The 23,996-nt window shown below is 33.2% G+C and carries 21 protein-coding genes; 11 read left to right on the forward strand and 10 right to left on the reverse strand.

Translation table 11 applies throughout. From position 1 onward, the window contains the following. Positions 1-36: 36 nt before the first annotated feature. From JOD96_RS15665 to JOD96_RS15690, 6 genes are all read left to right on the forward strand, one after another. Complete coding sequence (locus JOD96_RS15665) at positions 37-405, forward strand: BlaI/MecI/CopY family transcriptional regulator (RefSeq protein WP_209565172.1); 369 nt, start codon at positions 37-39, stop codon at positions 403-405. Between the two features lie 6 nt (positions 406-411). Next, positions 412-2,013 (forward strand): M56 family metallopeptidase, encoded by a 1,602-nt coding sequence (locus tag JOD96_RS15670; protein WP_209565173.1) that lies wholly within the window; start codon positions 412-414, stop codon positions 2,011-2,013. Positions 2,014-2,041: 28 nt separating this feature from the next. Further along, on the forward strand, positions 2,042-2,410 hold the full coding sequence (locus JOD96_RS15675; RefSeq protein WP_209565174.1) for a BlaI/MecI/CopY family transcriptional regulator: 369 nt from the start codon (positions 2,042-2,044) through the stop codon (positions 2,408-2,410). Between the two features lie 9 nt (positions 2,411-2,419). Further along, positions 2,420-4,228, forward strand: coding sequence for a M56 family metallopeptidase (locus tag JOD96_RS15680; protein WP_209565175.1), 1,809 nt, complete (start codon positions 2,420-2,422; stop codon positions 4,226-4,228). Between the two features lie 104 nt (positions 4,229-4,332). Continuing rightward, entirely contained in the window at positions 4,333-4,476 is a 144-nt protein-coding gene (locus JOD96_RS15685; RefSeq protein ID WP_209565176.1) for an SsrA-binding protein, read from the forward strand. A gap of 97 nt (positions 4,477-4,573) precedes the next feature. After that, the gene (locus JOD96_RS15690; RefSeq protein WP_209565177.1) at positions 4,574-5,428 is read left to right on the forward strand and encodes an EamA family transporter; all 855 of its coding nucleotides are present in this window, start codon (positions 4,574-4,576) and stop codon (positions 5,426-5,428) included. Positions 5,429-5,508: 80 nt separating this feature from the next. Here JOD96_RS15690 and JOD96_RS15695 read toward each other — a convergent pair whose 3' ends face one another. Beyond that, positions 5,509-6,063 (reverse strand): fasciclin domain-containing protein, encoded by a 555-nt coding sequence (locus tag JOD96_RS15695; protein ID WP_209565178.1) that lies wholly within the window; start codon positions 6,061-6,063, stop codon positions 5,509-5,511. Positions 6,064-6,273: 210 nt separating this feature from the next. Here JOD96_RS15695 and JOD96_RS15700 point away from each other — a divergent pair, with 210 nt between their 5' ends. After that, positions 6,274-6,798, forward strand: a complete 525-nt coding sequence (locus JOD96_RS15700) for an ExbD/TolR family protein (protein WP_209565179.1) — start codon at positions 6,274-6,276, stop codon at positions 6,796-6,798. Positions 6,799-7,002: 204 nt separating this feature from the next. Here JOD96_RS15700 and rpsA read toward each other — a convergent pair whose 3' ends face one another. From rpsA to lon, 6 genes are all read right to left on the reverse strand, one after another. Then, positions 7,003-8,784, reverse strand: a complete 1,782-nt coding sequence (gene rpsA, locus JOD96_RS15705; protein ID WP_209565180.1) for a 30S ribosomal protein S1 — start codon at positions 8,782-8,784, stop codon at positions 7,003-7,005. A 591-nt stretch (positions 8,785-9,375) separates the two neighbouring features. Next, positions 9,376-10,752 (reverse strand): nucleoside permease, encoded by a 1,377-nt coding sequence (locus tag JOD96_RS15710; RefSeq protein ID WP_209565181.1) that lies wholly within the window; start codon positions 10,750-10,752, stop codon positions 9,376-9,378. A gap of 70 nt (positions 10,753-10,822) precedes the next feature. Further along, on the reverse strand, positions 10,823-11,515 hold the full coding sequence (cmk, locus tag JOD96_RS15715; RefSeq protein ID WP_209565182.1) for a (d)CMP kinase: 693 nt from the start codon (positions 11,513-11,515) through the stop codon (positions 10,823-10,825). Positions 11,516-11,559: 44 nt separating this feature from the next. Beyond that, positions 11,560-12,156 carry a murein L,D-transpeptidase catalytic domain-containing protein gene (locus tag JOD96_RS15720; protein WP_209565183.1) on the reverse strand — a complete coding sequence of 199 codons (597 nt, stop codon included), beginning with the start codon at positions 12,154-12,156 and terminating at the stop codon, positions 11,560-11,562. 8 nt (positions 12,157-12,164) lie between these two features. Continuing rightward, on the reverse strand, positions 12,165-13,184 hold the full coding sequence (gene porQ / locus JOD96_RS15725; protein WP_209565184.1) for a type IX secretion system protein PorQ: 1,020 nt from the start codon (positions 13,182-13,184) through the stop codon (positions 12,165-12,167). Between the two features lie 242 nt (positions 13,185-13,426). Further along, positions 13,427-15,880 carry an endopeptidase La gene (gene lon, locus JOD96_RS15730; protein ID WP_209565185.1) on the reverse strand — a complete coding sequence of 818 codons (2,454 nt, stop codon included), beginning with the start codon at positions 15,878-15,880 and terminating at the stop codon, positions 13,427-13,429. Positions 15,881-16,169: 289 nt separating this feature from the next. Here lon and JOD96_RS15735 point away from each other — a divergent pair, with 289 nt between their 5' ends. Genes JOD96_RS15735 through JOD96_RS15750 form a run of 4 tightly spaced genes read left to right on the forward strand, consistent with a single transcriptional unit; the run spans position 16,170 to position 19,051 of the window. Further along, positions 16,170-16,724, forward strand: a complete 555-nt coding sequence (locus JOD96_RS15735) for an RNA polymerase sigma factor (RefSeq protein WP_209565186.1) — start codon at positions 16,170-16,172, stop codon at positions 16,722-16,724. After that, positions 16,721-17,260: an anti-sigma factor gene (locus JOD96_RS15740; protein WP_209565187.1), complete on the forward strand. Its 540-nt coding sequence runs from the start codon at positions 16,721-16,723 to the stop codon at positions 17,258-17,260. Before JOD96_RS15735 ends, JOD96_RS15740 begins: the two co-directional genes overlap by 4 nt. Then, positions 17,244-18,302, forward strand: coding sequence for a hypothetical protein (locus JOD96_RS15745; RefSeq protein WP_209565188.1), 1,059 nt, complete (start codon positions 17,244-17,246; stop codon positions 18,300-18,302). The genes JOD96_RS15740 and JOD96_RS15745 overlap by 17 nt, the downstream gene beginning before the upstream one ends. A gap of 17 nt (positions 18,303-18,319) precedes the next feature. Further along, complete coding sequence (locus JOD96_RS15750) at positions 18,320-19,051, forward strand: head GIN domain-containing protein (protein WP_209565189.1); 732 nt, start codon at positions 18,320-18,322, stop codon at positions 19,049-19,051. Positions 19,052-19,148: 97 nt separating this feature from the next. On the opposite strand, the gene JOD96_RS15755 is transcribed toward JOD96_RS15750, so the two are convergent. From JOD96_RS15755 to JOD96_RS15765, 3 genes are all read right to left on the reverse strand, one after another. Further along, the gene (locus JOD96_RS15755; protein ID WP_209565190.1) at positions 19,149-20,453 is read right to left on the reverse strand and encodes an MFS transporter; all 1,305 of its coding nucleotides are present in this window, start codon (positions 20,451-20,453) and stop codon (positions 19,149-19,151) included. A 138-nt stretch (positions 20,454-20,591) separates the two neighbouring features. Beyond that, entirely contained in the window at positions 20,592-21,401 is an 810-nt protein-coding gene (locus JOD96_RS15760; protein ID WP_209565191.1) for a M48 family metallopeptidase, read from the reverse strand. An 84-nt stretch (positions 21,402-21,485) separates the two neighbouring features. Beyond that, on the reverse strand, positions 21,486-23,885 hold the full coding sequence (locus JOD96_RS15765; protein ID WP_209565192.1) for a glycoside hydrolase family 31 protein: 2,400 nt from the start codon (positions 23,883-23,885) through the stop codon (positions 21,486-21,488). Positions 23,886-23,996 lie beyond the last annotated feature (111 nt).

Below are 23,996 nucleotides of genomic sequence, written 5' to 3' on the forward strand. Positions count from 1 at the left end.
AAAAATAGTTGTAGGTTTGAATTAAAATTAGAAGACATGCAAAAGTTAACAAACAAGGAAGAAGAAATCATGATGATTTTATGGAAGCTGAAAAAAGCTTTTGTAAAAGAAATCCAAGCCGAAATAAAAGAAGATCAGCCTCATTATAATACGTTATCGACAATAGTACGTAATCTTGAAGAGAAAGGATATGTAGGCCATAATGCATTTGGAAACACGCATCAGTACTTTCCTGTTGTCAAAATAGAAGATTACAGAAAAGGGTTTATGAAAACAGCAATTGATAACTATTTTAATAGCTCCTATAAAAGTATGGTTTCGTTTTTTGCTAAAGAAGAAAAAATCTCAGCAGACGAATTGCGCGAGATCTTATCTATGATCGAAAATAAAGACAAAGAAAAATAATTGGTTATGGAAGCACTTTTCATTTATATCGCCAAAGCTGTCAGCTTATTGTTGCTATTTTATTGCGCTTATCATTTTTTGTTACGCAAAGAAACATTTTTCAACAGCAACAGATGGTTTTTATTATCGGGACTTATCGTTTCAGCTGTTTTACCTTTATTAGTTTACACAAAAACTATTTGGGTTAATGCTGCTGCCCCTTTAGATATAAATGTTCAGAATACTCTTTCTCAATCCGTTAAAAATGAAAGCTTCCAACTCAATTGGAATTATATAATGCTGGGTATCTATAGTATAGGATTTGTCATTTTCATGATAAAATTTGTATTAGATTTCTACAGTTTGAATGCTATTCTAAAAGGAAAAAAAATTCAACAGCAAGCCGATTTTAAGTTCGTTGATGTAAATGAAAACATTGCTCCTTTCTCCTATTTTGAATATATCGTGTACAACTCATCAATGTTCACTCCTTCTGAATTAGAGAATATTATTGCACACGAAAAAGTGCATAGCGATCAGAATCATACTATAGATGTACTGATTTCGAGATTGTTTACTATTATATTTTGGTTCAACCCTTTTATTTGGCTTTATAAAAAAGCAATTACTCAAAATCTTGAATTTATTGCTGATAGTGAAGCCGCTAAGAAACTATTAGACAAAAAAGCATATCAATATACACTCTTAAAAATAACAACACATGAAAGCTGTGTTGCAATCACCAATCATTTTTATCAATCATTAATCAAAAAACGAATTGTCATGTTAAACAAAAATCAATCAAAAAAGAAAAATTCCTGGAAGTATTACACGGTAATACCAGTCTTAGCTGCTTTTGTACTTTTATTTCAGGTAAAAGTAATCGCAAAAGAAAAACAACAAATTGTAAAAGATGTCTCGGGCGAAATTAAATCTGTTGATGTTTACAAAATCAAAAAAACTTCTACAGATGCAGAATTAAAAGAAATTAAAGAAAAATTAAAATCAATTCATAACATTGATTTTGAAGCTTCTGAAATAAAAAGAAATGGAGAAAATAACCTGACCTCAATCAAAATTGACGTTAAGAACGGCAGTCAGGAAACACAATCTATTCAGACAGGAAGCGATCAGACAATTAAAGATTTTGGAATTATCGTTATAACTGATCAAAATGGAAGCAAAAAAGTAGGAATTCAGACTGATAGTCCACAAACCGACTTCAGCAAAACAATCAATTCCAATGCTGCAGCTTCTAAAACCATAAACGCTAAAAAAACAACCACAAATACCAATACAAATGTTAACACTAATTCTACTAATAGTACAAAAACTAACGCTAATATTAACACAAATGTTAGCACTACTATAACTTCTGATAACAAAAACACCACTACAATAACGACAAAGGATGGTGCAACTGTAATAGTTTCTAATCCTGTTAATGTCAATAAAAACGGAAAGCAACTCATCATTATTGATGGAGAAGAAATGCCAGCCGCTTTTAACCTTGAGGACATTAATGATAAAGATGTTAAGGTTATGAATGTTTATAAAGGAGAAATGGCAATTGCTAAATATGGCGAAAAAGGGAAGAATGGTGCCATTGTTATTGAAACCCGCAAATAAGCTCGTCTTTAAATTATAAAATTAATAAATGCAAAAGCTAACAAACAAAGAAGAAGAAATCATGCATATTTTATGGAAACTTAAAAAAGCTTTCGTAAAAGAAATTCAGGCAGAGATTCTTGAAGATCAGCCACATTATAACACACTTTCTACAATTGTGCGTAATCTGGAAGACAAAGGTTATGTTGCTCATAATGCTTTTGGAAACACGCATCAATACTACCCCATAGTTAGTATTGAAGATTACCGAAATGGTTTTATGAATACAGCAATCGACAATTATTTTAATAGTTCTTATAAAAGTATGGTTTCGTTTTTTGCCAAAGAAGAGAAAATTTCTGCAGACGAATTACGCGAAATCTTAGCAATGATCGAAAATCTAAAAGAAGTAAAATAATCAATTATTATGGAAGCACTTTTCATTTTTATTCTAAAATCGAGCGGGTTGTTAGCAATGTTTTATTTTGCTTACATTTTATTACTTCGTAAAGAAACCTTTTTTAACAGCAGCAGATGGTTTTTGATCGCTGGTTTGTTAACTTCTGTAATATTGCCATTTGTTGTTTATACCAAAGTAATCTGGATTACCCCTGCCCCTGTTGCAACTGAGAATATATATAACAATACGACAAGTTATGGCTCCTCTGCAGATGTAGCTCCATATTCGTATACAAATGTACCTGAAACAGTTACAGAAGAAAGTTTTGAAATCAATTGGAATTTGGTTTACCTGATAATCTATAGTGTCGGATTTATCGCTTTTATGGTCAAATTTGCCTTGGATTTTTACAGCTTAAATTGTGTCTTAAAAGGAAAAAAAATCCAACAGCTGGAAGATTTTAAATTTATTGATGTGAAAGAAAATATTGCTCCTTTTTCTTATTTCGATTACATCGTGTATAACTCATCACTATACACGGCAGCCGAATTAGAAAATATTTTAGAGCATGAAAAAGTTCACAGCAATCAGCATCACACAATTGATGTTTTGATATCGAGAATCTTCTGCATTTTGTTTTGGTTCAATCCGATTGTTTGGCTTTATAAAAAAGCTATTTTACAAAATCTGGAATTCATTGCTGACAGAGAAGCTTCTAAAAAAATCAGCGACAAAAAAGCGTACCAATATACGCTCTTAAAAATCACAACGCACGAAACCTGCGTTGCAATCACCAATCATTTTTATCAATCATTAATCAAAAAACGAATTGTCATGTTAAACAAAAATCAATCAAAAAAGAGAAATTACTGGAAATACTATGCTGTTATTCCGGCACTTGCCGCGTTTGTACTTTTATTTCAAATACAAACAATAGCGCAGGAAAAAAGAATGCAGAAAGAGAATGTAATTCAAAAAGATACCATTAAGGAAACACAGGAAATCTTTAAAATCACAAAAAACTCAACAGATCAGGAATTAAAACAACTTACAGAAAAATTAAAAGCAAGCCATAATCTGGATATTGAAGTATCTGATGTAAAGCGAAACTCTGAAAAAGAATTAACTGCGATTCAAATCAAAATCAAGTCAGAAACCGGCAAAAAACAAACCGTTAAAATCGATGGAAACAAAGCGATAAAAGACTGTGTATTTGCAATTACAACGGATGATAATGGTAAAAAAACTGTCAATTTAGATACAGAAGGAGCACTTGCAGCTCCAGGATTAATTAATGATGAGAGAGTTGCTGTTCGCCATTTTGGAGATGACAACAACGAAGATCCGTTGGCTCCTGTACCGCCAGCCCCACCTGTAGCGCCTATGTTTCCACAAGGTGAAATGCCAAAAGCACCAGACATGTCCAAAATGCCTAAAGCGCCAATTGCCCCATTAGATATTAAAGATAAAGTGGCAATGGCGAAGTTTGAAAAAGACATGGCGGTATTTGAAAAAAAGATGGAAGCTTTTGAACCAGAGATGAAAGCTTTTGAAAAAGAAATAGAAGAAATTATGGCTAAGCGTGAAGTTATTTTTGATAAAGAAATGGCTAAATATGAGCTGGCAATGGGCAAATACTCTTCTGAAATGAATAAATATGAAATTTATCTGAATGATCATTATGGAGTTGACGGGAAAGAACAGGCTGAAAACGCAAGAATGAATGCTGAGGAAATGAAAAAACAGGCTGAAATTATGAAAGAGCACGCAAAAGAAATGAAAAAACATGCTGAAGAATTAAGAAAGGCAGAAAGAAGAAACAATAGTAAGTCCTAGATAACAATTTGATACTCAAAATTTAAATTTAATAAAATAACCACTAAAAGACTTTGCTCCTATTGCAAAGTCTTTTTTTATATCTTTGAAAAAAATCCCTTATCATGTATAAAATTTTAGCCAAAATAAACAAACTGATTTTACCGAGCTTTACCAAAAAAGGCCTTGACATAGCCAAAGCTAAAAAATGGCAGATGGCTATTATCGGATATCGTGCCTTCGTTACAAAACGCGCTCTGGGTAATTAATATCATTAAATATTTTCATGTAAAATATTGAGCAAAATGTAACATAATGCTCTTATTGAATAGTATTTTTGCGTTACTACATTTCAGCACAATCTTTATGAAAAACAAAGAATTTAACCTTCCTCCTGTACCTGCAGTACTATTAGCTATTATTAGTGTACAATGTGGTGCAGCAATCGCCAAAACATTATTTCCCGCACTAGGTGCAGCCGGCACAGCTTCTATAAGAATAGGCGTTTCAGCATTAATTTTGCTTTTAGCATATCGTCCAAATCTAAAACAGATTACACCGCAACAATGGAAAATTGTTGTTCCCTACGGATTGTCGTTGGGTGCAATGAATTTAGTTTTCTATTTTGCTATCGAAAGAATTCCGATTGGACTCGCAGTAACATTAGAGTTTATTGGTCCCTTGTTGGTCGCTATAATCGGATCAAGGCGAATAGTAGATTATTTATGGGTTTTACTGGCAGCTGCCGGAATCGTTTTAATCGCCCCATGGACAAATAGCAGAATAGATACTTTGGGAGTTCTGTTTGCTCTTTTAGCCGGAGCACTTTGGGCTGCTTATATTGTGTTAGGCGGTAAAATATCAAAAATCATGAATAGCGGACAAGCCGTTTCTACCGGAATGTTGTTTGCAGCACTTTTAATACTTCCGTTTGGTTTCTATGAAAACGGGCTAATAAATCTTACGCCAAAACTTTTTGGCATGGGCGTAGCACTTGCCCTTTTATCGAGTGCAATTCCGTTTACTCTTGAAATGAAAGCGCTAGGTCAGCTTCCACCCCGCACTTTTAGTATTTTAATGAGTTTAGAACCTGCCGCAGCTTCTATTTGTGCTTTTATATTTTTACAGGAAAACTTAACCTTATACGAAATCTTAGCTGTTGTTTGTGTTGTTGTGGCTTCTGCCGGATCAACTTTAACGGCAAAAAAAATGAATACATAAATCTTAAAACTTAAAAATTCCAAATTCCAATTTAAAAGTTGGAATTTGGAATTTTTAAGTTTTGGAATTTGAATACCAGACTACATTTTTGGTAATAAAACAGTATCTACTACGTGAATCACACCATTCGATTGGTTAACATCTGCAATTGTAACTTTAGATTTGTTTCCGCTTTCATCGCTTATATATAACTCTTTTCCATCCATCCAGGCAGTTAAAGTTCCGCCGCTAACTGTATTAAGAGTTGCTTTTCCGTTCCCTTTTTTTATTGCTTTGGCAATATCAGAAGCATTCATTTTTCCTGCTACAACATGGTAAGTTAGAATAGTCTGCAACATTTTTAAATTTTCTGGCTTTAATAATGTTTCTACAGTTCCTGCTGGTAATTTGTCAAACGCAGCATTTGTTGGGGCAAAAACGGTGAATGGTCCTTTACTTTGTAATGTTTCTACTAATCCTGCAGCTTTTACGGCAGCAACCAAAGTAGTATGGTCTTTTGAGTTTACAGCATTTTCAACAATATTTTTGTTTGGGTACATCGCAGCACCGCCAACCATTACGTTTTTTTGTGCATTGGATGTAAATGCAAATCCTAAAGCTAAAACTGCAACAGTTAAAAATTTTCTAGTTTTCATAATTAATATTTTAAGTTATAAGCTCATTTACGCCATAACTATCGTTTTGGTTTTAGCAATAAAATAAAAAAAGATGGAATCTTATTAAAATATTCTCAAATACAACTGTAATACAAGGTCTTAACATAAAAAAATATTTTTAAACTATTTTTAAAAACCAAGGCTTTTTTGTTTTAGTTTTATCAGTAACTTTATTAAAAATCATTCATTATGGAGAATTTACCGAAAAAAGTAAGAAGCAAAAAGTTAAACACAAGTGTTGATTTAACGGCAATGGTTAGTGTTTCTTTTTTATTAATTATATTTTTTATGCTTGTTGGTGAATTATCTAAACCAAAAGGAATAGATTTAAGTCTGCCAAATAACGAGCCAATTTGTAATCCAATAGCATGTATAGATGGAAATCGACTTTACACAATTTTACTTGATGATGATGATAAAATTATAACGTATTCGGGCTTACTGCGATATCCTGTTGAAATTCCCAAAGAAGTTAAATTTGGAAAAAATGGTATCCGAACAGAAGTTTTTTTGAAAAAGAAAGAAATATTTGAATATATGTCCGCACTAGGCAAGCCTAAAAGTGGCGTAATTATAATTATAAAACCAAGCGAAAAAAGTAATTTTAAAAATTTGGTCGACATTTTAGACGAAATGAAAATCGCGAAAATTGATGCATACGCAATTGTAAACGAATTTACCCCGGAAGAATCTAATTTATTAGCTTCAAAATAAAAAAAAATGAGGAAACCGAAATTTCCTCATTTAAAAAGAACTTATTAAAAATTTACCTGTCTAATAATAGACAGATGAAAACCAGAACAAATATATTTTTATCTTATTCTTATTTGGACCACAAAACGTTTTTGTAATTACATAATAAGATATAAAAAAAGTCCCACATTGCTGTGGGACTTTCTATTTAGAGGAAACTAAGAATTATTTTTTCTCAGTTTTTTCCATTTTAGCTTTTAATGCAGCTAATACATCATTGTTATCTCCTAAAGTTGCAGCTGGTGCATTTGTGTTAGAAGAGTTAGATGAAGTATTTTCAGTTGCAGCTTTCACATTTTTCTCTTCTTCTTCACGGAAGATAGCAGTGTGAGAAGCAACTACTCTTTTGAATTCTTTGTTGAATTCGATTACTTTGAAATCAGCAGTATCACCTTTTTTCAATTTCTTTCCGTCTTCTTTTTCAAGGTGACGAGTAGGAATGAAAGCAACGATATCATCTCCGAATTCTACAGTAGCTCCTTTGTCAACAATTTCAGAAATTTCACCATTGTGGATAGTTCCTACAGCGAAAGAATCTTCGTATTGATCCCAAGGATTAGCAGTAGTTTGTTTGTGACCTAAAGATAATTTACGTCCGTCAACATCTAATTCTAATACTACTACATCAAGTTTTTCACCAACATTTACAAATTCAGATGGGTGTTTGATTTTCTTAGTCCAAGATAAGTCAGAGATGTAAATTAATCCATCAATTCCTTCTTCTAATTCTACGAAAATACCAAAGTTTGTAAAGTTTCTAACAATACCTGTATGTTTAGAACCTACTGGGTATTTAGAAGTAATGTCAGTCCATGGATCCTGAGTCAATTGTTTGATACCTAATGACATTTTACGGTCATCTCTATCTAAAGTTAAGATAACAGCCTCAACAACATCTCCAACTTTTACGAAATCCTGAGCAGAACGTAAATGAGTTGACCATGACATTTCAGAAACGTGGATTAAACCTTCAACACCTTCAGCAACTTCGATAAATGCACCGTAATCAGCGATTACAACTACTTTACCTTTTACTTTATCACCAATAGTTAAATTAGCATCTAAAGCGTCCCATGGGTGAGCGTTTAATTGTTTCAATCCTAATTGAATTCTTGTTTTCTCATCATCGAAATCAAGGATTACAACGTTTAATTTTTGGTCTAATTCAAGAACTTCACTTGGGTGGTTGATTCTGCTCCAAGAAAGGTCAGTAATGTGAATTAATCCGTCAACACCACCTAAGTCAATGAACACACCATAAGAAGTAATGTTTTTAACAACACCTTCTAATACTTGTCCTTTTTGTAATTGACCGATGATTTCTTTTTTCTGTACTTCGATATCAGCTTCGATAAGCGCTTTATGAGATACAACAACGTTTTTGAATTCGTGGTTAATTTTTACCACTTTGAATTCCATCATTTTATTTACATATACATCGTAGTCTCTAATTGGCTTAACGTCAATTTGAGAACCAGGTAAGAAAGCTTCAATTCCGAAAACGTCAACGATCATACCACCTTTAGTTCTGCATTTTACAAAACCATTAACGATTTCTCCTGTTTCGTTTGCAGAAATAACTCTATCCCATGATTTAATAGTACGTGCTTTTCTGTGAGATAATACTAATTGACCTGTTTTGTCCTCACGGATGTCGATTAATACTTCTACTTTGTCACCAACTTTTAAGTTTGGGTTGTAACGGAATTCGTTTAAAGAAATAACACCTTCCGATTTTGCGTTGATATCAACGATAACGTCTCTATCTGTAATTCTAACAACTACACCTTCAACTACTTCTTCTTGGTCTGTAGCGATGAAAGTTTTAGATACTAGTTCTTCGAATTCTTGTAAGTTTTTCTCATCTACTGCATCAATTCCTTCTTGGAAGTTATGCCAGTTAAAATTTGCTAAAAACTCTTCTTGTGATTTTAATTGTTCAGACATGCTCTGATAAAAAATTTGTATTCTGTATTTCTCGAGTTTCTTAATGCAGTAGAAAAAACAGAAGTTGTTTTACATAAATAGTTGATACCTAAAGGAAACTCTTCTTTGCCAAAAGGTTTGCAAAATTACTACAAATATTTGTAATACCAAAACAATTCTAAATGATTATCAGCTAATTGCTCAGGAGCAAGATATTTAAAGGTTTAGAAGCCCTAAGGTCCCGCTTTCGCTCCTATCTTTTATGGGTCCCGAAGCCTCGGGACACCATAAAAGGATATCTGCTCTATCGGGGCTAGATAAGAGTATTTATCTTTATTAAGAACTTTAAATTCTGAAACTAACAAACCTAACAGATTTTTAAAACCTGCTAGGTTTACTATGCGCAACTATCTTTGTCAAGGTTTTAAACTTTGACAAAGATTAATTTAATCCTTTATAAAAAATTACTGTTGGTTCAAACTAACAGACACAAATGACGGAAGAGGTTTCTTTATCTGATTTTGCATATTTTTGATCGTAATAAATTACATGAAACAACAAACCCGACAGGTTTTTTTTAAATCTGTCGGGTTTACTTATAATTATATCCTTTTAATGACTCAAATTTTCCAATTCTTTTGGATCATGTTTATGCTTAAACAAAATAGCAAACGCGATTGCAATTATCAAAGCATAAGCTGCAAATGACAACCAGATTGTATGCCAGTCTTTCATTAAAACAGGATTTGCAAAAGCTCCTTCAGCAGAAATAGAATTTCCCTGACTTTTTACAAATTCAATCATTTTAGAATTAGAAGCATCTGTTTGTAAAAACCCTGATAACTCAATAGTATTATTAAATGATTTTGTAAAGAAACGATCGATAGCCCATCCCGAAGTTAAACTTCCAAAAACAGCTCCTACTCCATTTGTCATCATCATAAACAATCCTTGCGCAGAAGAACGGATTTTAGAATCTGTATTGCTTTCTACGAATAATGAACCTGAAATATTAAAGAAATCAAACGCCATTCCGTAAACGATACAAGAAAGAATAATCATCCACAAACCACTTACAGGATCTCCAAAAGCAAATAATCCAAAACGTAATACCCAGGCAAGCATACTAATTAGCATAACTTGTTTGATTCCAAAACGTCTTAAGAAAAACGGAATTGCCAAAATAAACAACGTCTCAGAAACCTGAGAAATCGACATAATAATGGTTGAATATTTTATTACGAATGAATCTGCATATTTTGGAAAATGTTTAAATTCATCCAGAAATACATCTCCGTAGGCATTTGTCAATTGAAGAGCTCCTCCCAAAAACATCGAAAAAACAAAAAACAAAGCCATCTTGTAATTCCCAAATAACTTAAAAGACTCTAATCCAAGAGTTTCAATCCATGTAGCATTTTCTTTGATCAAACGCTGAGGCTCACATTTTGGTAATGTAAAAGCATAAAACCCTAAAATCAAAGAACCAATACCGGCAATATAGAACTGATATTCTGTGGCTTTACTTCCGCTTAAATTTGTAATCCACATGGCTACAATAAAACCAATTGTTCCCCAAACACGAATAGGTGGAAAATCTTTTACTATGTTTTTATTATTAAGCTTTAACGAAGTGTAGGAAATAGAATTACTTAAGGCAATTGTCGGCATATAACAGCACATTGCCAAAAGCATCACTATTATAAAGGTATCCGGAGTTGCTACTTGTGCAATTGCAAACAAAACAACTGCATATAGAATATGCAGAACTCCATAAAGTTTTTCAGCATTTACCCATCTGTCTGCAATAATACCAGTAAGAGTAGGCATAAATAAAGAAGCAATTCCCATGGTGCCAAAAACAAGTCCAAACTGTGTTCCTTCCCAGTTTTTAGTTCCAAACCAATAATTTCCAATAGTAATAAGCCACGCTCCCCAAACAAAAAATTGAAGAAAGCTCATTACAATTAATCTGTTTTTAATTCCCATATGATGAAATTGTCTTTGTAAAAATAAATGAAGCGGTAAAACTACCATTAAAAATGATATCTACAAAAAATTATATCGTTTTAACAACGTCATTTATTAATTCCAGAACAGCAGAAAATTGTTCTTCGCGACTTAGGTAAGAATTATCAATTTCTATAGCGTCATCGGCTATGATAAGTGGTGAGTCTTCACGGTGTGTATCAATATAATCTCTTTCGACAACGTTTTTCAGAACATCTTCATAAGAAACATTATCTCCTTTTTGCTGCAATTCATCAAATCGTCTTTGCGCACGGGTTTCGGCGCTGGCCGTCATAAAAATTTTAAGTTCTGCATTAGGAAAAACTACGGTGCCTATGTCCCTGCCATCCATAACGATAGCTTTATTGGTTCCCATTTCCTGTTGTTGTTCTACCAATTTAGAACGCACTTCAGAAACTTCAGCAACTTTGCTTACATAACTGGACACTTCAATCGTTCTGATTTCTTTTTCTACATTCACTCCGTTCAGATACATTTCGGCAAATCCCAGATCTGCATTGAATTTGAACTCTAGCTGAATTTTTGGAAGTGAATCAATAAGCCCTTTTTTATCAAAAAAATCAGGCCCTATAAATTTGTTTTGCATTGCAAACAAAGCGACTGCTCTGTACATTGCTCCAGTATCGACATAAACATATTCTAATTCTTTTGCCAACTGTTTCGCTAAAGTACTTTTTCCTGTTGACGAAAATCCGTCTATTGCAATGGTAATTCTGTTCAAAATATTTTTTTTGATATTATAAATTTGTAATTCTAGTGTAATTATTAATAATAGATGTTTAAAATAATTTTCGACTTTGAACTGTCAATTATTTTTTCGATTCTCTTAAAGAAGGCTTCACTCACCATAGGACAACCCTGACTACGTGAAATGTAATGATCCTGCTCACTTTCAGGAACTGCAGAATATTTATGTAAAACGATTGCTCTTTTTAAAGCATTGCTGTTCGTTTCATCCAACCCTGCTAATTTATATGCTTTGCCAAACATTCCTTTATAACACTTCTCTATAGAATATCGCCCTAATGATGTTGCTTTAGAATCCGGAACGTTGCTAAATTTTAGTTCTCCGTTGATCCCTGTTTCAGAACCGGCACCATGGGCAACAAGTCCCTGATCGATAATTTCATCATTAACCAAATCATAAACAAAAAAACGATTTTTACCTGACTTGATTTTCATATCAACCAAAAAAGCAATTTTTGTATTGTAACTGGGTCCTTCTTCGATTTTTTCTTTTACTTCTTCGATCTGCAAATTTAGTCTTTCAACCTCTGCAGTACTTAAATTTTCTTTAAAATTATTCTTTGAGGTATTAAAAAAACCTGCTGTAACAAAAAGGATCAGATAGAATAGTTTCATATAATTGCCTATTGAAAGTTAAAGATTAGACCAAAAAGACTTGTATTGGCCGCCAAAGTATATCTTGAATATGAATAATTAAATTTTACACGGTTCATTTTAAGACCAAATCCCAAAGAGACTCCCGAAAAATTACGTTGTTCTTCAACTCTTAATTCTTCTCCTCTTCTAAAGTTGTATCCTAATCTGATATTAAATGCTTTTTTTGGAAAAAGTTCTGCTCCTATAACTACATGTCGCAAAGCATTATTGACAAAAGAAACTTTTTCTTCACTGGTTGAACCGTCAATATTTGTTTCGCCACGAACAGGATTCGAAAATGAAATATTCCATTGTTGCAGGTTTTCTAAAGAAAGATGCCAGCGCAACGGAACATGCTCCAGTTCCTGAGACACTCCTGCAATAATTTCCAGAGGTAATTTTTCCTGAATTCCAGAATATGTGGTAAACTGAGTTCCCAGATTTCGGACTACAAGTGCTAAATTCAAATCATTTTCTTCATTTATATATAAAAAGCCTAAATCAATTGCACCTCCAATTGAGTTATAACTTTCTAAGGTTGAAGTAATTAATTTAGCATTTGCTCCAACGTGAATATCGGTAAAAGGAATATTATAAGCATATCCTAATGAAAGAGCTCCTTCACTTCCGGTAAAATCAGAAGTAGCCTGTCCGTTTTCATCATAACCATCAAAAGTGCCGTAGCTAATGTAGCTTACTCCTGCGTAAAATGTCTGAAGATGTCTATCGTAAGTATAGGCATACGAAGCCGTTCCATAAGAGGCTTCTCCATAATAACTTCCATAATTCATTGCCAGGTGGTTATCCATATCTTGGTTTAGAGTTGCTGGATTAAACATAACCTGATTGACATCTTCATCATAAATCGTTATCGTTTTTCCACCTAACGCTGCCTGCCTTGGTGAAGTAGTTAAATTAAGAAACTGATAGGTATAACGCCCTCCAATTTGCCCGAAAGAAACCGAACTTAATAATATCAATAAGAATAAAACAAGTCGTTTTATCATGCTTTGTGTGGCGTTCCTATATGGGAATAACGCAAATACAAATATAAAATTATATAATTTAAAAAATAATTTTTATAACTATTTAAAAATCAGTTATTGTGTCAGGTTTTTATCTTTTTCGTCAAACCGAAAATACAGAGAAAGCACTCATCAATAAAATTTCAATAAAAAAAAATCCAAATTCCAATCTGTCAGCATCAGTTTGGAATTTGGACTTTAAAGATTGGAATTTAAAGCTAAAATTATTTTAAAGTTTTAGCATTTTTGGCATTTTGGTCTGTTAAGGCTAAAGTCAAAACTTCGCTCATTTCTTTTACATAATGAAAAGTAAGACCATCCAGATATTCAGCTTTGATTTCATCAATGTCACTTTTATTTTCATGACACAAAATAATTTCTTTGATATTGGCTCTTTTTGCCGCCAGAATTTTTTCTTTGATTCCTCCCACAGGAAGAACTTTTCCACGAAGTGTAATTTCTCCTGTCATGGCAAGGCTTTTCTTTACTTTCTTTTGTGTCAGCAAAGAAACCAATGAGGTAAGCATTGCAATACCTGCACTTGGGCCATCTTTTGGTGTCGCTCCTTCAGGAACGTGCAGGTGGATATTGTATTTCTGAAATAATTCTATCGGCAGACCTAACTTTTTAGCATTTGCCTTAATATATTCTAATGCAATTGTAGCCGATTCTTTCATGACATTTCCAAGATTACCTGTAATTGTCAGTGCGCCTTTTCCTTCAGAAATCAAGGACTCAATAAATAATATATCTCCGCCAACACTTGTCCAGGCCAAACCTGTCACTACACCTGCAACATCATTATTCTCGTATTTATCGCGCTCAAGTCTTGGAACTCCCAAAACAGTGATGATATCTTCGTCTGTTACTTTTTTGTTATAGTCTTCTTCCATCGCAACTGCTTTTGCTGCATTACGAATAATCTGAGCAATTTTAGTTTCAAGATTACGAACTCCAGATTCACGCGTGTAACCTTCTACAATTTTTTCCAATTGTTTTTTTCCAATTGTCAGATCTTTAGCCGTTAGACCATGCGCTTCTAATTGTTTTGGAAATAAGTGTCTTTTAGCGATTTCTACTTTTTCTTCAATCGTATAACCTGACATTTTAATTACTTCCATTCTGTCACGCAGGGCTGGCTGAATGGCTGCCATATTATTTGACGTGGCAATGAACATCACTTTAGACAAATCATATCCCATTTCAAGGAAATTATCATAAAAAGAGCTGTTTTGTTCGGGATCTAAAACTTCCAGTAAAGCAGAAGACGGATCGCCGCTGTTTCCGCTGGATAATTTATCAATTTCATCTAAAATAAAAACAGGATTAGAAGTTCCCGCTTTCTTTAAGCTTTGAATAATTCTTCCCGGCATTGCACCTATATAGGTTTTTCTGTGTCCGCGAATTTCAGCTTCGTCACGTAAACCGCCAAGCGAAATACGAACATATTCACGCCCTAAAGCTTCTGCTACAGATCGTCCAATAGATGTTTTTCCGACCCCAGGAGGTCCTGTCAAACAAATTATTGGAGATTTCATGTCATTTCGCAATTTTAAAACAGCCAAATGCTCTACCATTCTTTTCTTAACTTCTTCAAGTCCGAAATGATCTTTATCTAATACTTTCTGAGCATATTTTAAATCAAATTTATCTTTGGAATATTCGCCCCATGGCAATTCCAAAAACAATTCTAAATAGTTGCGCTGAATTCCAAAATCTGGAGATTGGGGATTCATTCGACGCATTTTAGACAATTCTTTCTCGAAATGTTTCTGCGTTTTTTCGTCCCATTTTTTTGTTTTTGCCTTCTGCCCCATTTCGTCCATTTCTTCTTCCTGCGAAACTCCTCCCAATTCTTCCTGAATGGTTTTCATTTGCTGATGAAGGAAATATTCACGCTGTTGCTGGTCTAAATCAAAACGCACTTTTGACTGAATGTCATTTTTTAATTCTAGTTTTTGCAACTCTACGTTCATATAACGCAAAGTTTCTAAAGCGCGCTCTTTTAAGCCATTTATCGATAAAAGACCTTGTTTTTCTTTTACGGATAAATTCATATTTGACGATACAAAATTGATTAAAAACGACTGGCTTTCAATGTTTTTAATCGCAAAAGTAGCTTCAGAAGGAATATTTGGACTTTCTTTAATAATCTGAATGGCCAATTCTTTAACAGAATCTAAGATAGCGGTAAACTCAGTGTCATTTTCATCAGGACGCTCTTCTGACACCTCTTTTATAGTGGCTGTCATGTAAGGCTCTTCAGAAACAACTTCGTCAATTTCAAAACGTTTTTTACCTTGTAAAATTACCGTTACATTTCCGTCAGGCATTTTTAAAACCCTAAGGATTCTTGCTACGGTTCCGATTTTATGAACATCATCTTTTGACGGATCTTCGTCTTCTTCGTTTATTTGAGAAACTACACCAATGATTTTTCCTCCTGCATTTGCATCATTAATAAGCTTTATTGATTTATCTCTTCCTGCTGAAATTGGAATTACAACACCCGGAAATAAAACTGTGTTTCGTAAAGGCAGAATTGGCAAAGAAAGCGGCAGTTCTTCATTGTTCATTTCCTCTTCGTCTTCCGGCGTTAATAATGGAATTAATTCTGCTTCTGAATCGAATTCCTGAAGTGACAGATTGTCAATGGTAAGTATTTTATGGTTTGACATAATAATATATAAGTCGTTTTGTCATTAAATTATCAATTCTAACAGTAAACAAAATCTAAGCTTCATTAGTTTTTATCAAAATAATGATAAGTGTATCATTTACAAGGTAGGCCATAAAAATAGACAATCATTGTGCCAAAACCAAAGAGAGTTTTAGAAAATTAGAATAAAAAGCTATTTTTAATACTTAATGAAAGAGGAGCCTTAAAAAATAAATTACAATTATTTTTTATAAAACTGTAACAAACCAAAACAACCAAAGTCATTATAATAAACCAGCAAAAATTACTTGAATATAACTAACCAAAATATCGAAGAATTAATCACGCTTTGTAAAGAGAATAATCAAAAAGCACAATTTGAAGTTTACAATCGCTATAGTAAAGCTATGTATAATGTAGCTTATAGAATTGTAAAGGACGAACATTATGCACAAGACGTCATGCAGGAGGGTTTTTTGAAAGCTTTTACTAAAATTAATGACTACAGGCAGGAAGTTGCTTTTGGTGCGTGGTTAAAAAAAATAATTGTCAATTACAGTATTGACTTTTATAAAAAAAACAATGCCTTTCAGGTTGAAGATTTGAGTAAAACTCTTTATAAAATAGAGGAAAACGACAGCTTCTTTTCTGAAAATATTGATCTGAACTCTTTAAAAGTAAAACAGGTGCTGGATACTATTTTAAGTTTAAAAGACAGCTACCGAATGGTATTGACACTTTTTTACATTGAAGGTTATGATCAGGAGGAAATCTGCGAAATTCTGAATATAAGTTATGCCAATTGCAGAACAACACTGAGCAGAGCAAAAGAAAGTTTAAGAAAAAAATTAGAGGATATATGAAAAAGGAAAATGACAAATTAGACCAACTATTTGAAAAATTTGAAAATCAATGGGATGTACAGGAAATGAATTCTGACCATCAGCTTGATTTCTTAAATAAATTAAATAATAAAAAGAAACCTAAAAAGAATTATTATGCCGTTTTAGGAATCGCTGCTTCGATAGTCTTGTTGCTGGGAATATCTATTTTTTATAATACGAATCAAAAACCTCGAGAATTTAAATTTGCTTCTAAAGAAACCCAAAGAACCGATTCTATTTTTAATATTTTAATTGATAATGAGTTAGTTAAACTAAAAGAAAAAAGTTCTCCGGAAAATCAGCAGATTATAAACGATGCGCTTTCTCAAATGAAAATTTTTGATGCAGATTATCAGAAAATTATAAATGAGCTGCAAAAAAATGGAGAGAACAAACAAATTATTTATGCGATGATCAGCAATCTGCAAACCCGTATTTCATTTTTACAAACGGTTTTAAAGAGAATTGAAGAAAACGAAAATTTAAAAAACACCACTCATGAAAAAACATTATAACATTCTAATTTTATTTATTTTAATTCCATTTTTGGGATTTTCAAATGATGAAACTGTTATTTCAAAACAAAAAAACATCAAAAAAACTTATATCGTTAACTCAAATGCAGGAATTACTATTGAAAATAAATATGGAAATATTTCTGTAAGCACCTGGGACGAAGATAAAATCGACCTTGATATTACGATTAAAGTTACCGGAGGAAATGAAAACTGGGTAAACGAAAGGATTAACAGTATTGATATTGATATTACGGCCTTAAAATCTATGGTTTCTGCTATTACCTCAATTGGAAATTCTTCTTTGAAAAGCAGAGGAAGCAGTAATAGTTTTGAAATAAATTATGTTATTAAAATCCCTAAAAACGGAACGGTAAAACTTGACAATAAATATGGGAATATCAACATCTTAAGTGTAGATGCTGCGACAGATATCTCATGCAAATATGGAAAAGTTACTCTTGGAAAATTAAACGGGAACAGCAATCGTATTGAAATTGCTTATTGCCAGAATTCAAGTATTGACTATATCAAAAGCGGTACTATTGTAGCCCGCTATTCCGGATTGAAAATTACTGAATCTGGAAATCTGAATCTGGATACCAGTTACTCTGATTTGGTGATGTCTGAAGGAGAAAATATAAAGTACGATTGTAATTACGGGAATTTTAAACTTCAAAAAATAAATACATTTTCAGGTTCAGGAAATTATCTTACGATTTCTATCGCCGAAATTTCAAACAGCATCAATGTAAATACCAATTACAGTAAAATAAATGTTTCTAACATTACCGACAGAGCCAATAATGTCAATATAAATTGCGGATATACTGATGTATCTCTGGGTTATGACACAAATTATGCTTTTGATTTTGATATTAATACCCGATATGGAAATATTAAAAATGATAATTCACTGGATGTTTCTGTGTCAGAAAGCAAAAGTAATACAAAGAGAATAAGTGGTTTCAATAAGAAAAAAGGACAAAATAAACTTGTCATTAATTCTAATTACGGCAGCGTAACGTTAACCAAAAAATAATCTAAAATCAAAAAACAATGAAAAAATCAGTTCAATTATTAGTTTGTAGTGTATTTCTTTTAAGTCTTACAGCAAATGCACAATGGCCATCAAATCAGGAAAAAGTAAAAGGAAACGGAAAAATAGTTTCTGAAACGCGAAACACAGCAGATTATGATGCCATAAAAGTTTCCGGATCTTTTGATGTAGATTTAGTTTCGGGCAAAGAAGGAAATATTTCGATCAAAGGAGAAGAAAATTTACTCTCATTTGTGAAAGTAGAAGTTGAAGAAAACACGCTGAAAATTTATATTAAGGGCAATACAAACATCCGACCAAGCAAAAAAATACAAGTTACAGTTCCTTTTGAGAAAATATCAGAATTGAGTTTATCCGGTTCAGGAAATATTCAGACTAAAAATGATATTAAAAATGATAAATTCTCGGCTAATCTTTCAGGTTCCGGAAATTTTAACCTTAGTATAAATTCAAATGATCTGGATCTTAATTTAAGCGGATCAGGCAATGTCCAATTAAAAGGAAATGCGGCAAACTTTACCAGCAAACTTTCAGGTTCAGGAGATATTGATGCATCTGACCTAAAGTCTAAGAATGTTGATGTGAATGTTTCGGGGTCAGGAAATAGTAAGGTAAGCTGCAACGAAAATTTAACAGCAAGAGTTTCAGGTTCAGGAAATATTAAATATGAAGGAAATCCGGAGAAACGAGATGTAAAAGTGGCCGGATCCGGGAATATTTCTAAAGCATAAAACTTGCAGAAAAATACTTTAAGAAACTAAAAGATTAAAATAAAAACGTCATGAGATTTTGAGCTCATGACGTTTTTATTTTATCAATACTTATATTTTATTTTGAAGTAACGTTTTTTGGTATTCTTCGTAATAAGAAAATAGCAGTTATAAAAAAGACAGCTAAAATTACAATCGCCGCACGAGGGCTTCCTGTTATTTGGTCAACAATGCCATAGACACACATTCCGATTACAATTCCTATTTTTTCGGCAACATCATAAAAACTAAAAAACGATGTTGTATCTTCTGTTTCTGGCAATAATTTCGAATAAGTAGAACGCGATAAAGCCTGAATTCCACCCATCACGAATCCGGCAACCGTTGCCATAACATAAAAGTGCATTGGTAATGTTATAAAATAAGCCAGAGCACAAAATACGGCCCAAATGATGTTTATGAAAATTAAAGCCGGAATATTTCCAAATTTAGCAGAGGCTTTTGAAGTTAAATAAGCACCCACTACTGCCACTAACTGAATTATTAAAATACACTTAATTAAACCAATTGTACTTTCTTCTTCAGAAGACCATTGTATTTCCTGAGCACCAAAATAAGTTGCAACCAACATTACAGTCTGTACGGCCATGCTTGAGACAAAGAATCCGCCCAAATATCTTCTTAAGGGTACATTCTCTTTGAGAAGTGCCCAAACTTTTTTAAGTTCTTTAAAACCGTTAAAAATAACATCTTTAGTAAACTTTTGATTGGTTTCTTTGTTTCCTTTTGGCAAGTAATAGTAAGTATACTGGCTAAATAAAATCCACCAGATTCCAACCATTACAAAAGAATATTTCATTGCTTGCATCCTTGCCTCCGTACTTTCGGCACCCATTATCATAACCAAATTAATAACCAGTAGAATTACACTTCCCACATACCCAAGAGAATATCCTTTTGCACTGATTCTGTCTTGTTGCTCATCAAAAGCAATATCCGGAAGATAAGAGTTATAAAAAACCAAACTTCCCCAATATCCGATCAATCCCAGAAAGTAAAACAACAATCCTACATAAATATTTTCCAAATCAAACCAATATAATCCCATACAGGATAAAGCTCCCAAATAGCAGAAAAACTTCATAAAAGATTTTTTGTTGCCTACATAATCTGCAATCCCGGATAATAGAGGCGAAATAAAAGAAATGACTAAAAAGGCAAAAGCGGTTATGAAACTAATTAATGCAGAATTTTTTAGATGAAGACCAAAAACATCAATATAATGATTGTCTTTTGGAAACAGTGCTTCATAAAAGATAGGAAATACTGCAGATGCAATAGTAAGTGTATAAACTGAATTGGCCCAGTCATAAAATGCCCAGGCATTCAAAAGTTTCTTATCACCCTTTTTTAGGTTTTTCATAGAAATGGTTTTGTTAATTGGCTACGAATTTATCTCTTTATTATTAAGTATCCATTATTTGAATATTAAGAACCGAGTTTTTTTTACAAAAAAAAAGCTACTCTAAATTGAATAGCTTATTATTTAATATTATTGTGCTTATCTGATTGTACCTACCTTAAGAGCAATTGCTTTTGCTTCGGGTATTAACGATTTTATATTTGCAATCCTTGTCGCATCAGACGGGTGTGTGCTCATAAATTCAGGGGTTCCTGCTCCGCCTGATTTGGCAGACATTCTGCTCCAAAATGTAACAGCATCTTCTGGATTATAACCGGCAATTGCCATAAGTGTTAATCCGATTTTATCTGCTTCTGATTCATTACCTCTGCTAAATGGCAACATTACTCCTACTTCTGTCCCAAGACCATATGCCTGCGAAAATATTTGTTGTGTTTGTTCTGATTTACCACTTGTTGCGGCTCCCAAAGCTACACCTCCAATTTGCTGCAGCTGGGCAGCACTCATTCTTTGTGCTCCGTGATTGGCCAATGCGTGAGATACTTCATGCCCCATCACTGTTGCCAGTCCTGATTCGGTCTGGGTTACAGGCAAAATTCCTGAATAAACAACAATTTTTCCACCAGGAAGACACCAGGCATTTACTTCTTTGTTGTCAACCAATTTGTATTCCCAACGATAATCTTTCAGATACTGACTTTGTCCAAGATATGTCAGATATTTTTCCGCAGCGCTTTTAATTCTTGATCCCACGAGGTCAACTCGTTTCGCATCTGCTGTTCCCGTTATAACTTTATTTTCTGTCAAAAATTGATTATATTGTTGAAACGAAGACGGAAATAACTCGCTGTTTGAAACAAAATTTAAATTCTGTTTTCCAGTAATTGGATTTGTTGCACATGCAACGAAAAGAATAGTTACTATTCCTCCTAATAAATATTTTTTCATAATTTCTGGTATTTAACTAAACAAAAATACAAATATTATAAAATTGCGTTTTATATAATTTTAAGAAAAAATATCAAAATAAGGCTATTCCCCAATAAGGTGTAATTCACTAAATTCTTTATTAATGATAAGATAATTATTTTCAGAAAAATTAATTGCATTAAACTCTATCTTTTCATTATCAATCTCAATTTCAGTAACTTTAAAAGGAAGTCCGATGAAGTTAATTCTAAATTTAGAATAATTTGTTTCAAATTTTCCTTCTTTATGCAACTGCACAATAAGCTCTTTTTCTTTCCCGATTGTCTGAAATGATAAATAACTATAGCGGCCTTTTTTATAATCATAACCGTCCTGAGAATCTTCGTATACAAATGATTTCTCTTTACCGTTTCTAAAATACAAATCGAGCGTTAATTCATCAAATTCTAATTCTCCAACATATTGCTGAACCGGATATTTAGGAATAATTGCACCTGCTTTTACAAAAATCGGAATTTCATCAAATTTAGTATCAATCCACACCTCTCTTCCACCTGTAAAAAGTTCATTTGTCCAGTAGTTATACCACTCACCTCTTGGAATATACATACGTCTGCCTAAAGAATTAGGTTCAAGAATAGGACAGACCAAAATCTGATTTCCGAATATAAATTCATCATTACGATAATGCGTCTGAGTATCATCCTGATCGTAATAAAAAAGAGGTTTCAGCATCGGAATTCCTTCTTCAATATATTGCCAGAACATCGTATATAAATAAGGTAATAACTGATAACGAAGGTTTACAAATTTTCTGGTGATATTAATTACTTCTTCATCAAAAGCCCAAGGTTCCTGATTTCCATGATCTCCAGAAGAATGGGTTCTGCAAAAGGGATGAAAAACGCCCAATTGAATCCAGCGTGCATATAATTCTCCGGTTGGCTGTTCAGCGAAACCTCCAATATCAGAACCGGTAAAACCCATACCCGAAATAGACATTCTCTGTACCTGAATATTAGCAATCCATAAATGTTCCCATGTTGCTACATTATCACCTGTCCAGGATGAAGTATAACGCTGTGCACCTGAATAAGCAGATCTTGTTATCACAAATGGTCTTTTGGGATATGCAAAACGCTTAACACCATGATAAGTGGCTCTTGCCATTTGAGTTCCGTAAATATTATGCGCTTTTCTATGGCTGCACGGGTTTCCGTCATAAACGTGACGAACATCCATCGGAAATGTTTTGTTTGGAACTTCCATAACGGCAGGTTCGTTCATATCATTCCACACTCCTTTTACCCCAATATCTGAAATTAATTCTTTAAATAATCCTGCCCACCATTCTCTAACTACGGGATTTGTATAATCAGGAAAATTACATTCACCCGGCCATACTTTTCCTTTCATATAAGGTCCGTCGGCTCTTTTGCAGAAATAATCATTATCCAGAGCCTCTTTGTAAACCCAATAATCTTTATCGATTTTAATTCCGGGATCTATAATCACAACGGTTTTAAATCCATCTTCTGCCAATTCTGCAACCATTCTTTTTGGATCTGGAAAATATTCTTTATTCCATGTAAAACATCGGAAACCTTCCATATAATCAATATCCAGATAAATAGCATCACAGGGAATTTGAAGTTCTCTGAATTTTGAAGTAATTTCTTTGACTTTACTCTCCGGATAGTAGCTCCATTTGCATTGATGATAACCCAAAACCCAAAGTGGCGGCAATTCTGGTTTACCGGTTAAATCTGTATAAGTAGTGACAACATCCTGCATTTGTGGGCCATAAATGAAATAATAGTTCATTTCGCCTCCTTCTGCCCAAAAACTGGTTACATTTCTTCTTTCCTGACAAAAATCAAAAAAAGTCCTAAATGTGTTATCAAAGAAAATTCCATATGATTGCTTGTTCTGCAGGCCAATATAAAACGGTACAACTTTATACAGAGGGTCCTGCTCTTTTTGATAGGCATATTGGTCTGTGGCAAAATTTTCAACTCTCTTGCCTTTTAAATTCATTTGAGTGGCTTTGTCACCTAAACCATAAAAACATTCTCCATCTTTTGATGATTTACTCATTTTTACAATATTCCCTCCATATTCATAACTTTCTTCCCAATGAAAACCGAGTTCGTCTTCGAGGATTAAAAGATCATTGAGATCATAGATTGATAAACGGAGATCTGCTTTCTGGATTTTACATTTTACTTTGCTTGTCCTGATCTGAAAATAAGTTTCTTCTTCGGTAACTTCAAGAAAATTATAACCATGCAATTGTGTTTTGTCAATTGCATATGAAAAATCATTGCTAAAATAGCCCTTGGTTGTAAAACGAAAACGGATTAAACTGTCTCTGAGAATTGTGACCTTTAAGATTACTTTATTGTCTGTATGAAAAAAAATGGAATCTCCATCATGTTCATACGAAACGATTTTTGATGGATATAAATCGCCTTTATATTCTAATGATGTATTCGTAATCATATCGCCAAATGAATTAGTTTATAACTCTGTCTATAATTCCAAACATACAAAAAAAGTTAATAGGCCTCTATAAATATGAGGTTTATTCACGAAAACGTTTTTTCTGCAGGA

The organism is Flavobacterium sp. 1355, from assembly GCF_017833415.1.
In the GTDB taxonomy this organism is placed as follows: domain Bacteria; phylum Bacteroidota; class Bacteroidia; order Flavobacteriales; family Flavobacteriaceae; genus Flavobacterium.